12 protein-coding genes are annotated in these 12,064 nt (G+C 56.6%); 8 read left to right on the forward strand and 4 right to left on the reverse strand.

All coding sequences use genetic code 11. The features are described 5' to 3' along the window. Positions 1-19: 19 nt before the first annotated feature. Genes motB through SCT_RS05725 form a run of 3 tightly spaced genes read left to right on the forward strand, consistent with a single transcriptional unit; the run spans position 20 to position 3,316 of the window. Positions 20-1,012: a flagellar motor protein MotB gene (gene motB, locus SCT_RS05715; protein WP_059420252.1), complete on the forward strand. Its 993-nt coding sequence runs from the start codon at positions 20-22 to the stop codon at positions 1,010-1,012. Beyond that, complete coding sequence (locus SCT_RS05720) at positions 987-1,862, forward strand: hypothetical protein (protein WP_059420253.1); 876 nt, start codon at positions 987-989, stop codon at positions 1,860-1,862. The genes motB and SCT_RS05720 overlap by 26 nt, the downstream gene beginning before the upstream one ends. Then, positions 1,859-3,316 (forward strand): HDOD domain-containing protein, encoded by a 1,458-nt coding sequence (locus tag SCT_RS05725; protein ID WP_059420255.1) that lies wholly within the window; start codon positions 1,859-1,861, stop codon positions 3,314-3,316. Before SCT_RS05720 ends, SCT_RS05725 begins: the two co-directional genes overlap by 4 nt. On the opposite strand, the gene senB is transcribed toward SCT_RS05725, so the two are convergent. Further along, positions 3,258-4,262, reverse strand: a complete 1,005-nt coding sequence (senB, locus tag SCT_RS05730; protein WP_059420257.1) for a selenoneine biosynthesis selenosugar synthase SenB — start codon at positions 4,260-4,262, stop codon at positions 3,258-3,260. The genes SCT_RS05725 and senB overlap by 59 nt on opposite strands. 48 nt (positions 4,263-4,310) lie before the next feature. Between senB and SCT_RS05735 the strand changes: the two genes are divergently transcribed. Continuing rightward, entirely contained in the window at positions 4,311-5,081 is a 771-nt protein-coding gene (locus SCT_RS05735; RefSeq protein ID WP_059420262.1) for an RNA methyltransferase, read from the forward strand. Here the strand turns inward: SCT_RS05735 and feoB are convergent. Together feoB and SCT_RS05745 are read right to left on the reverse strand one after the other, a co-directional pair. Then, positions 5,078-6,865 carry a ferrous iron transport protein B gene (feoB, locus tag SCT_RS05740; RefSeq protein WP_059420263.1) on the reverse strand — a complete coding sequence of 596 codons (1,788 nt, stop codon included), beginning with the start codon at positions 6,863-6,865 and terminating at the stop codon, positions 5,078-5,080. The two genes, SCT_RS05735 and feoB, sit on opposite strands and share 4 nt — an antisense overlap. Continuing rightward, complete coding sequence (locus SCT_RS05745) at positions 6,865-7,101, reverse strand: FeoA family protein (protein ID WP_059420264.1); 237 nt, start codon at positions 7,099-7,101, stop codon at positions 6,865-6,867. Before SCT_RS05745 ends, feoB begins: the two co-directional genes overlap by 1 nt. Before the next feature lie 160 nt (positions 7,102-7,261). On the opposite strand from SCT_RS05745, the gene SCT_RS05750 reads away from it, so the two are divergent. From SCT_RS05750 to ftsB, 4 genes are all read left to right on the forward strand, one after another. After that, positions 7,262-8,923 carry a CTP synthase gene (locus SCT_RS05750; protein WP_059420390.1) on the forward strand — a complete coding sequence of 554 codons (1,662 nt, stop codon included), beginning with the start codon at positions 7,262-7,264 and terminating at the stop codon, positions 8,921-8,923. Then, positions 8,920-9,756, forward strand: coding sequence for a 3-deoxy-8-phosphooctulonate synthase (gene kdsA / locus SCT_RS05755; protein WP_059420265.1), 837 nt, complete (start codon positions 8,920-8,922; stop codon positions 9,754-9,756). The genes SCT_RS05750 and kdsA overlap by 4 nt, the downstream gene beginning before the upstream one ends. Positions 9,757-9,824: 68 nt before the next feature. Then, complete coding sequence (gene eno, locus SCT_RS05760) at positions 9,825-11,108, forward strand: phosphopyruvate hydratase (protein WP_059420266.1); 1,284 nt, start codon at positions 9,825-9,827, stop codon at positions 11,106-11,108. A gap of 13 nt (positions 11,109-11,121) precedes the next feature. After that, on the forward strand, positions 11,122-11,466 hold the full coding sequence (ftsB, locus tag SCT_RS05765) for a cell division protein FtsB (RefSeq protein ID WP_059420267.1): 345 nt from the start codon (positions 11,122-11,124) through the stop codon (positions 11,464-11,466). Positions 11,467-11,533: 67 nt separating this feature from the next. Here ftsB and SCT_RS05770 read toward each other — a convergent pair whose 3' ends face one another. Next, positions 11,534-11,989: a hypothetical protein gene (locus SCT_RS05770; protein ID WP_059420269.1), complete on the reverse strand. Its 456-nt coding sequence runs from the start codon at positions 11,987-11,989 to the stop codon at positions 11,534-11,536. Positions 11,990-12,064: the final 75 nt, after the last annotated feature.

Consider the following 12,064-nt stretch of genomic DNA (forward strand, 5'->3'; position numbering starts at 1 on the left):
CAGCAGTTAGAAATTCGGCATGAGCGACGATTCGCAACGCCCGATAATCGTCAAGCGCATCAAGAAGAGTGCGCATGGCCACCATGGTGGCGCATGGAAAATCGCCTACGCTGATTTCGTGACTGCGATGATGGCGTTCTTTCTGCTGATGTGGCTCCTGGGGTCCACGGCCAAGGGAGACCTTGCCGGCATTTCAGAGTATTTCAAGACCCCTTTGAAGGTTGCCTTGCAGGGAGGAAGTGGCAGCGGCGACAGTTCCAGCCTGATCAAGGGAGGCGGCAAGGATCTGACTCGAAAAGATGGCCAGGTGCAAAAAACCATTGATCCGCTCGAGAAAAAAACCATCAATTTGGCAGCCGCAAAAGTGGAATTCGAAAAGCAGGAGCTGAAGAAACTCCAGGGGTTGAAGGAAAGAATAGAAAAAGCCATCGAAACCAACCCGATGCTGAAACAGTTCAAGGACCAGATTCTGATCGACATTACCTCCGAAGGCCTGCGTATTCAAATCGTGGATGAGAAGAACCGTCCGATGTTCGATCTGGGCGGCGCCCACATGAAAAGCTACACCGTACAGATTTTGCAGGAAATCGGAAAAATGCTGAATGAAGTACCGAACCGGGTCAGCTTGTCCGGCCATACCGATGCGACACCTTATTCTTCAGGAGAGAAGGGTTACAGCAACTGGGAACTATCCGCCGACCGGGCCAATTCATCGAGGCGCGAGCTGATTGCCGGAGGGATGGCGGAGAGCAAGATGTTGCGTGTAGTTGGCCTCTCTTCTGCAGTCATGCTGGACAACAAGGATCCCAATAATCCAATCAATCGGCGCATCAGCCTGATCGTCCTGAACAGGGATACGGAAGATGCCATCAGCCGCGGTGGCAAGCCGCTTGAGGTGAGTGGCCAGGAACAGGTTACACCCGCTCTGCAGCAGGTAGCGCCGAAAGAGAAACCCAGTGAAGTCGAAGGCAAAAAAGATAAAACCAGTGCAGCCGAAGGCAAAAATCAGTAATTTCACTTTTTTCTGCAAGCCCGCCCTGCCAGAGCGAGAGCGGCATGCTGTGTCGGCTTGGCTCCAGTCTTTTTCACCTTCCCTGGTTGCGTTGTTTTCACAGGTTGCTGCGACACTGGTTGCCCTGATGCTGGTGGCGCCCGTGTTTGCCATATTCGAGCTCGAAATCCCATCCATTGCCGCCGCCTTGATTCAGGGGGGCATTGCCGCATTCCTCGGTGTACGTCTCGGTCTGGCATCATGGTGGCTGCCCATCAATCTGCTGTTTTCTTCGGCACTAGTGTCGACCCTGTCGTTCGGCATTGCGCCGTCGTGGTTCCTGGCCGGCTTTGTTCTGCTGTTCCTTATCTACTGGAGTGTGTTTCGTAGTCAGGTGCCCCTCTACTTGTCTAGCCGCAAGGCTTGGGCGGCGGTTGACAAGTTGCTACCCGCCAAAGCGGGAGTCCGGTTTCTGGATTTGGGTGCCGGCCTGGGTGGAATGCTGAACTATCTCGATACACAGCATCCAGACGGAAAGTTCTCCGGGATGGAAATTGCTCCCTTACCGTTTGTCCTGGGTTGGGCCAGAAAAAAAACGACCAGAGGAAATTATTCTCTCCAATGGGGTGATTTTTGGCCGCACAGCCTCGCCGATCAGGATGTGGTTTACGCCTATCTCTCCCCGGTGCCGATGGCTCGACTCTGGCGCAAGGTCTGCGAGGAAATGCCATCCGGCAGCCACTTTATCAGCAATACATTCCCTGTTCCCGACGTCGAGTCGGAAAGTGTTGTTGACCTGGATGACTTCCATCATTCCCGGCTTTATGTTTACCGGATTCCGGCACGGCAAGAAATGGATACCTCAGTATGAAAACCATGGCCGAATGGGTTGACGAGCTGAAATCCTGGGATATGCCTGTGTTGCAGCGCAGTGTCAGGGAACTGGGCAAGCTTGCCGGAAAAGTGGAGCAGATTACTGCCGGAAAAATCGCGGATGTGGTGCTGCACGATCCGCTACTGACTTTGAAGGTGCTGCGCCTGGTCAACGGCATGTCACGCAGCCGCCTCAGCAATGAGATCACGACGGTGGAACATGCCGTGATGATGTTGGGAGTCGGACCTTTCTTTAATCGTCTCTCCAATCTAAAGGCTGTCGAGGAAAGCCTGCAGACATTTGACGGTGCATTGCCAAGGCTGATGCAGGTCATGAGCCGAGCCCACCATGCCGCTTGGCAGGCGCGCGACTGGGCGAATAGCCGAGCTGACATGAAATCCGAGGAAGTGTATATCGGCGCGCTGCTCTATGACATGGGGGAAATTCTGCTCTGGTCTTATGCCCCGGAGCAGGCACTCCAAATTCGCAAGCTGGTGCAGCGCAATAAAATCAGCCTGGCACAGGCGCAGAAAGAAATCCTCGGGTTCGATGCGCGTGAACTGCAACTTGCGATTGCGGAATCATGGCGCCTGCCTGAACTGATGCAGGCATTCATGCACTGCGGAAATACTGTCCAGCCGCGCATCCTGGGGGTGACTTTGGCAGCGTCTGTCGCGCGGCTCGCCGAAACCGGATGGCATGATCCCGCTTTGCTTGCCAATTATGAAGTGATCGCAGAGATGCTGCACATGCATCTCGATGAAGTGGTGCACACAGTGCATCGCAATGCCGTGGCGGAGGCGCGTCACTGGGACTGGTACGGCGTGCCACCGGCTGCTGCATTTCTGCCCATGCTGCCGGGCGATTGGCCAGCGGAGCCTGGCGAGGCAGAAGAAACACGGCAATTAAGGGAAGAATCAGAGGTCAGGCTGACGCCGCACCCTGATGTGCTGAGCCAGATCATGGCCGAGATTGCGGCGCATCTGGACGGTACTTTGGATCTGCACGACATGATGGCACTGGTGCTGAAGGGGATGCACGAAGGGATCGGATTGAACCGCGTGGTGTTCGCCTTGATGACTGCGGATCGCAGTGCCCTGAAGGCCAAGTATGTGGTTGGGGCCGAGCCGGGTTCGCCATTGCGCCAATTTCAGATCGACATGACGACGAGGCATCTTTTCAGTCGCTTAATGGAGAAGGTGCAGGGAATTTGGCTCAGCGCAAGCAATCGAAATACGCTGGAGCCGATGATCCCTTTCGGGATCAGGCAGTTGCTTGGGCATGGCGAGTTTTTTGCGATGTCGGTTTTTTTGCATGACAAGCCGATTGGCTTGTTCTACGCGGATAGCATGCATGACGGCGGTGCGCTCGATGAGCGACGCTACCTCGAATTCAAGCAGCTTTGCCTGCGCGCAGCACAGGGCTTGGCCCATCTGGCAAAGAAGAAGTAGCCGATGCGGCTGCGATAAGCTGTTCCAGTCCGGCAAGTTCTTGCTTGGGCTCAACCAGAGGTTTCCGCCTGGCGCTCTGCGCCTTGAGCAGGTCGTAAAATTTCGGCGAGGTTTCCGTATGATGCAGCAGGTCGGCCAGGGCGCGCTCGTTTCCGCACGGGAAATAGCCGACATAGTCGGCACCGAGCATACCGATATTGCCCGGTATGTCCGATGCGATCACCGGCACACCGGCTGCCAACGCCTCTGACACCACGTTAGCGCCACCTTCCATGATGGAACTGATCACCATCAGCCGGCAGCGGGCTAGTCTGTTTCTTATCCGACTATGGGGCAGTTCGCCCAGCCAGCGGTAACGCGGATTTCTCTCCATCTGGGCCTGCGCCTGCCGCGCCATTTCGTCATTCAGGGCGCGGCCCATATGGCTAATATGGATTTCAGAACTTTCCGGCAGCAGGGCAGATGCGAGCGCGCAGCGGAAAGGGTCTTTTTCCTCGCGCAAGTTGCCGATGACACAGACTTCGAAGTATTTTTTTGAAGGCGGTTCAGGTGTGACAGGCCGGGCTGATTGATAGATGACGTGGGTTTTTTCCCGCAATGCCGGTGCCAGCTCGTTGAGCCCCATTTCCTGCAAAACCACCAGGCGCGTGGCCAGCTGCAGGGACTCCTGGGCGCTAGGATCGTCCCTGATGTCGCGATACAGGTCGGTGCCGGTCAGGGTCACGATCAGCGGTAGATCCGGACAGCAGTCGGCAAAGTGCCGGATAGAGGCGTGGCTGCGTCGCGCGTGCAGCGCCAGCATCAGGTCGGCGCGGCTGCCATTCCACTCGACCTGCACGCTGACACGATGCCCCAGTTGGCGCAAGAAGGTGGCCCAGCGCTGCGCCGTGTTACGGTTTCCATTCCTGACGCGGGCAGCGGCTGGTGTTACGATGACGATTTTCATAGATGGATGAGCGAACTATAGCAGGAGCTGGCCGGCCACAAAACCACCATGAAAACGATTACCTCAAGAGAAAATCCACTGCTTAAAAGCGTCAGGAAACTTGCCGCTTCGTCAAAAGAGCGCAAGAAGGCCGGCAAAACCCTGCTGGATGGCATCCATCTGGTCGCCGCCTATCATCAGGCAGGCGGCTTGCCTGAAGCGGTCATGGTTTCTGCCTCCGCACAGGATCATCCGGAAATACGAGATTTTCTGCATATGGTGCCGCCGGAAAATCTGATCGTCCTGAGCGATGAACTATTCCGGGACATCTCGACCGTGGACACGCCGACCGGGATCGTCGCGTTGATCTGCATTCCGCATCCAGCTGAAGAGGAAACCAATTGCTGTGTGCTGCTTGAAGATATCCAGGATCCCGGCAACCTGGGGTCTATCCTGCGATCCGCCGCCGCTGCCGGAATCGGTCGGGTTCATTTGTCGTCGGGTTGTGCCGACGCTTGGTCGCCCAAGGTGCTCAGGGCGGGCATGGGTGCCCATTTTCATTTGTCTGTTCATGAAAGCAGCGATCTGGTGGCCGCTGCGCGGAGTTTTTCGGGGCAAGTGGTTGCAACGACTTTAAATGCCGAAAAAACCCTGTTTAGCCTTGATATGAGAGGCCCGACGGCCTTTGTCATCGGCAACGAAGGCGCGGGGATTTCGGAGAATTTGCTGGCCGTGGCTGATAGCAGGGTCATGATTCCCATGCCGGGGACGGCGGAATCGCTGAATGCCGCAGCCGCGGCGGCTATCTGTTTTTTCGAGCGGGTCCGCCAGACTTGCTAATAGCCTAGTGCCCTGGCTGCCTGGTAAAAGGCAAAGCTCAGCAGCCACGCCAACCCGAGGGGAAAGGCAACGGCGAACAAGGTGTAGGGCATGCTCTTCGATTCGCTGCGGATCGTGGCGATGGTGGAAAGGCAGGGTGTGTAAATCAGGGTGAACAGCATGAAGCTGTAAGCCTGCACCCAATCCAGCTGTTGCGCCATCATGCCGGTCAGAGCCGATCCTTCGAGACCGTAGATCACCGCCAATGATCCGACCACGATTTCCTTGGCGACAAAACCGAAAATCAGGGCGATGGCGAGGTGCTGGTCAATACCGATGGGCGAGAGCACTGGTTCCATGAAATGGCCGATCGTTCCGGCCCAGGTATCGATACTGCCCGGCGCCACGTTCTGGGGAAAATGCGTCAGCAGCCATACCAGCACCACGCCGGCGATGATGAATTTGCTGGCGCGATTGAGGAAATGGCGGACTTCGTGCCAGCCGCGCAGAACCATCTGGCGGAGAGTGGGGAAGCGGTATGGCGGCAATTCGAGGATGAACGGCTCATTGTTCTGGAAGCGGTTCTTGAACAGCAGCGCGGTGATGAAGGCGGCGGCGAAGCTGAACAGGTACAGGCTGAAAAGCACCAGCGGAGCGGCCTTGGGCGAAAAAATTGCAGCAGTGATGAAGACGAAGACCTGCAACCGCGCCGAACACAGCGAAAATGGGATCACCAGCATGGTCAGCAGACGCAGGCTGCGCGAGCGCATTACGCGGGTACCCATCAGCGCGGGGACGTTGCAGCCGAAGCCAAGCAGCATCATGACGAAGCTGCGCCCGTCCAGCCCCAGCTTGGCCATCAGCGCGTCCATCAGGAACGCGGCGCGCGATAGGTAGCCGCTATCCTCCACCAGCGCCATGAACAGGAAGAATAGAACAATGACAGGCACGAAAGTGGCAACGGTGCCCACGCCGTTGTAGATGCCCTCGATCAACAGGCCATGCAACGCCGCCGGCAGGCCCGCCAGCAAAGGCTCCAGAGCGCCCTGCTTGAAAGCTTCCAGCAGCCATCCGACGCCATCCTGCAAGGGTTTGCCAAGCAGAAAGATCGCCTGGAACAGCAAATACATGATCAGGAAGAACAGCGGCAGCCCAAGCCAGGGGTGAAGCATGAGGCGATCGAGCTGGGTGGTCAGATTGTCCGACAACTGAACCGGCACCTGGACGGTTTGCTTGAGCACGACCTCCATATCGGTTTCGATCTGGTCGTCGGCCGCCAGCAGGACTTGCAGTTTCTCGGGTGGAACCGGCATGCTGCTTTGAATGGCCTGGGTAATGATCTTGTGCGCGTCCTGGTAGCCGTTGCCATATTTGGCGCTGAGCATAACGACGGGCATCCCCAGCGAGGTCGACATTTTTTCGGCGTCGATGGTGATGCCGAATTTTTTCGCTTCGTCCGCCATGTTCAGCAGCAGCACGGCAGGCAGGCACAGCTGCTTGATCTGCAGGGCAAGGCTGAGCTGGCGCTCGATCTGGGTAGCGTTGAGGATGATGACTACCAGATCGACTGGATTGTTCTCCAGGAAATGGCGTACTACCTGTTCGTCGTCGGAGAAGCCGTGCAGGTCGTAGATGCCGGGCAGGTCAACCAGCTCGACCATCTCGCCGGCAAGCAGCAGCTTGGCGCCGAGCAGGTCGACAGTGATGCCCGGCCAGTTGCCGACCCGGGCCGAAGCGCCGGTGGCGCGGTTGAAGAACGTGGATTTGCCGGTGTTCGGCATGCCCACCAGGGCGACGCGTTTCATCAGGCGAGCGTTTGAACTTCTATTTTCTGCGCCTCTTTTTTGCGCAGCATGATGTCGGTAGCACCGATGCGGACGTGCAGCGGGCCGGAAAAACGGCCATGGCGGATGACTTCGACGCGTTTCCCGATGCGGAAGCCCAGCGCCGCAAGGCGATAGGAAAGCGCGCGATCGGTGTGCACCGCAGCGATAGTGGCGGTTTCACCGGCTTTGAGAGTTTCCAGGTTGACGGTAGCCATGCTTTTTGGACTTACATTAATGAGAATGGTTCTTATTGTGCCATACGTCCCGAGCGTTTGCAAATCGTTTTATGAAACTTGTTTAATGGATGTTTAGCTTTATGTGAAACACGTTTTGCGCTACAATTTGACCCCGTCTTGTGCCAATTCTGCTCCCAAAATGACCAAATTCGTTTTCATCACAGGCGGGGTTGTTTCCTCTCTTGGTAAAGGTATCGCAGCCGCCTCTCTTGCCGCTATTCTCGAAACGCGCGGCATCAAGGTTACCCTCCTCAAGCTTGACCCCTATATCAACGTCGATCCGGGCACTATGAGCCCGTTTCAGCACGGCGAGGTATTCGTCACCGAGGATGGCGCCGAAACCGATCTCGACCTTGGGCACTACGAGCGCTTCTCCCAGGCGAAGATGAAGAAGAGCAACAACTTCACCACCGGCCAGATATATGAAAGCGTGATCAAGAAAGAGCGTCGCGGCGATTACTTGGGCGGGACGGTGCAGGTGATTCCTCATATCACCGACGAAATCAAGAATTTCGTCCGTCTAGGGGCGGGAGATGCGGAAGTCGCGATTATCGAAATCGGCGGCACCGTGGGCGACATCGAGTCACTGCCCTTCCTTGAGGCCATCCGCCAGATGGGTGTGCAACTGGGGCGCAACAACACCTGCTACGTTCATCTCACGCTGGTGCCATACATCGCCTCGGCGGGAGAAATCAAGACCAAGCCGACTCAGCATTCGGTTAAGGAACTGCGCGAAATCGGTATCCAGCCCGACGTGTTGCTGTGCCGTGCCGACAGGCATCTGCCTGATGACGAACGGCGCAAGATCGCTCTGTTTACCAACGTTGAAGAAAAGGCGGTTATTTCCGCCGTGGATGTGGACTGCATCTATAAAATCCCCGGTCTGCTCCATCAGCAGGGTCTGGACGAGATCGTCTGTAAGAAGCTGGAATTGTCGCCGCCGCCCGCGAATCTGAGCAAGTGGGAAAGTCTGGTCTTTTCCCTGGAGCACCCACAGCACAGCGTAAATATTGCCCTGGTCGGCAAGTACGTGGATCTGACCGAGTCCTACAAATCTCTGTCTGAGTCGCTGATACATGCCGGCATACACACTTTGAGCAAGATCAAGATTCATTACATCGATTCCGAGACGCTCGAAACCAGCGGCACCGGGGCGCTGGAAGGCATGGACGCCATTCTGGTTCCGGGCGGCTTCGGCAAGCGCGGAGTGGAAGGCAAGATTGCGGCGATCCGCTTTGCCAGGGAGAGGCGCGTTCCGTATCTGGGTATTTGCCTCGGCATGCAACTGGCAGTAATCGAGTATGCCCGTGACAAGGCCGGCATGGCGGGTGCGCACAGCACCGAATTCGAGCCGGACACCCCGTACCCGGTAGTTGCGCTGATCAGCGAATGGCGCGCACGCGATGGCAGTATTGAAGTGCGCGATGCCAATTCCGATCTGGGCGGAACCATGCGTCTGGGCGGCCAGGAATGCCAGCTCCAGCCCGATACTCTGGCGCGACAAATTTATGGCGCCGATCGGATTACCGAGCGGCATCGCCATCGTTATGAGGTTAACAACAGCTTGCTGCCCCGGCTGGAGCAGGCAGGCTTGCGAGTTAGCGGCCGGTCGGTTGGCGGAGAAGACCTGTGCGAAATGATCGAACTGCCCGACCACCCCTGGTTCGTCGCCTGCCAGTTCCATCCTGAATTCACTTCCACCCCGCGCGATGGCCATCCGCTGTTCAAGTCCTACGTGGAGGCGGCAATACAGCAGCATGATCTGAATGCCCTGAGCGGCTCACAGAAGGAAGTAAAATGAAGCTTTGCGGTTTTGAAGTCGGTCTGGATCAGCCCCTGTTCCTGATCGCCGGTCCCTGCGTGATCGAATCCAGGCAGATGGCGCTGGATACTGCTGGTGCGCTGAAGGAGATTTGCGCTGGCCTGGGTATCAATTTCATCTATAAATCCTCCTACGACAAGGCCAACAGAAGCTCATCAAAGTCCTTCCGCGGCAAAGGGATGGATGAAGGTCTTAAGATTCTGGATGAGGTTAAATGTCAGATCAAGGTGCCCGTCCTGACCGACGTGCATGCCATTGATGAAATCGCGCCGGTTGCGGCGGTGGTGGACGTGCTGCAAACCCCTGCCTTCCTGTGCCGCCAGACCGATTTTATCCACGCGGCGGCACGCGCGGGCAAGCCGGTCAACATCAAAAAAGGGCAGTTCCTCGCCCCCTGGGACATGAAAAACGTCGTCGACAAAGCCCGGGAGGCGAGCGGCCAGGACAACATCATGGTTTGCGAGCGCGGCGTATCGTTCGGCTACAACAACCTGGTTTCCGACATGCGCTCCCTGATGGTCATGCGTGAAACCGGTTGCCCGGTCGTGTTCGACGCGACCCATTCGGTGCAACTCCCCGGCGGGCAGGGCGACAAGAGCGGCGGGCAGCGCGAATTCGTGCCGGTACTGGCCAGGGCAGCGGTTGCCAGCGGAATTTCCGGCCTGTTCATGGAAACCCATCCCAATCCAGACCAAGCCTTATCCGACGGACCCAATGCCTGGCCTCTGGACAAAATGCGCGGCCTGCTGGAAACCCTGAAACTATTGGATGCGCTGGTAAAGAAACAAGGATTCGCCGAACAGGAATGCTGAAACCCGTCTTCGCTGGCCAGTGTGTAAGTCATTAAATAAATTGTGATCTAGATATTAAGGAAAAGATAATGAGTGCAATTGTAGATGTAATCGCAAGAGAGATTCTGGATTCCCGCGGCAACCCAACCATAGAAACCGACGTACTGCTCGAGTCCGGCATCATCGGGCGGGCTGCCGTACCCTCCGGCGCTTCTACCGGGAGCAAGGAAGCAGTTGAATTGCGTGATGGCGACAAGCAGCGCTATTTTGGCAAGGGCGTGCTGAAGGCCGTCGAAAATGTGAACACCGAAATCTGCGAAGCGATCATCGGCCTGGATGCCGAAGAACAGACTTTTATCGACCACACTCTGATCGAACTGGACGGCACCGAAAACAAAGGCCGTCTGGGTGCCAATGCGCTGCTCTCCGTATCGCTGGCTGTGGCCAAGGCCGCCGCTGAGGAATCCGGCCTGCCGCTTTACCGTTATCTGGGCGGTGCAGGTCCGAAGAGGCTGCCCGTGCCGATGATCAACATCATCAACGGCGGCGCGCACGCCAGCAACAGCTCGGACATACAGGAATTCATGATCATCCCGGTGGGCAGCTCCAGTTTCCGTGAAGCGCTGCGTTGCGGCGCCGAAATCTTCCACACCCTTAAAAGCATCCTGGGCAAGCGCGGCCTGGCCACTACCGTGGGCGACGAAGGCGGCTTTGCGCCACGCCTCTCCTCCAACGAGGAAGCGCTGCAATTCATCATGGAAGCCATCGAAACGGCGGGCTACCTGCCGGGTTCCGATGTGGTGATCGGCCTGGATTGCGCCAGCACGGAATTCTACAGGGACGGCAAATACATCCTCAAGGCTGACAACCTGGAGCTGAGCGCAGCCCAGTTTACCGATTATCTCGCTGCCTGGACCGACAAGTATCCGATCCTCAGCGTCGAGGACGGTATGGCCGAGAACGACTGGGAAGGTTGGGGCATGCTGACCGAGCGCATGGGCAAATCGATCCAGCTGGTGGGGGACGACCTGTTCGTGACCAACACCAAAATCCTGCGCGAAGGCATTCGCAAAGGTGTTGCCAATTCCGTCCTGATTAAGGTGAACCAGATCGGCACGCTGACCGAAACCTTCGCCGCCATCGAAATGGCCAAGCACGCCGGTTATACCACCGTGATTTCACACCGCTCCGGCGAAACCGAAGACACCACCATTGCCGACATCGCCGTGGCCACCAACGCCATGCAGATCAAAACCGGCTCGATCAGCCGCTCCGAACGCATCGCCAAGTACAACCAGCTGCTGCGGATCGAGGAAGAACTGGGCGACGCGGCGAGCTATGCGGGTCGAGAGGCTTTTTACCAACTAGGTTAAAAACTGTCGCGAGATGCGCTGGCTGACCCTGATCTTCGTCGTACTGATTGCCGCGCTTCAATATCCCTTGTGGCTGGGGAAGGGCAGTTGGCTGCGGGTATGGGAGGTCGACCGCGAATCCACGCAACAGAAGGAAGTCAACCTGAAACTGAGAGCGCGCAACGCCTCTCTCGATGCCGAAGTGCGCGACCTCAAGCAGGGTTACGACGCCATCGAGGAGCGCGCCCGCAGCGAACTGGGCATGATCAAGCGCGACGAGATTTTTTTCCAGGTGCTGGAAGAGTCTAAGCCGGCGGTACGTGCGCAGCCTGAGGTGGAGAAGAAAGCCGCGCCCCAGGTGGAGGAGGCCAAGCCTTAGGGGAATAGACGTTGCTGGCTCGCCGGTTCGGACAAATCTGGGCACTGGGAAGAGACTATTTCACTTTTCAAATTGGCTCCGCACTAGGTTTAAAGCAAGTAATTTGATACAAGTCTGTCCGATTGCTTGAGAGCCACTCAAAAAAGCGAGGGGCTTCGCTCGGAAGTGAACGATCATGTGCAACTAGACTGGCCACAGCACGAACGATGTACTGGATTGCTTCGGTTTCTAACTCCAAGGACACCGTCTCTTTGTCGCTAAGCCCTTTCCAATGCTTCAGCCAGTTCCTAGCCTTATTTAGATGAGACTGGTTTACCACATTTTCAAGAAGGCCGAACTGGGAGGATAACTTCTTCTTCAACAAAGCAAATGCAGATTGATCGGATAGAGGTTCACCGATGATTCCTTCCGCTGCGCCAGCTAACGTAATGGCCGGAACATAGGCTTGATGATCTAGGAACAGTCGTATTGACCAATCAAGCTGATCCACTGCTGCGTCGATCTTCGATATGACGTATTCCATATCTGTTAATCCTTAATGGAAAAAGCATGCAGCGAGCTGTCTTAACTATATTAAGCTGTTCTGTTGCTACCATGA

This window comes from Sulfuricella sp. T08, assembly GCF_000971475.1.
In the GTDB taxonomy this organism is placed as follows: domain Bacteria; phylum Pseudomonadota; class Gammaproteobacteria; order Burkholderiales; family Sulfuricellaceae; genus Sulfuricella.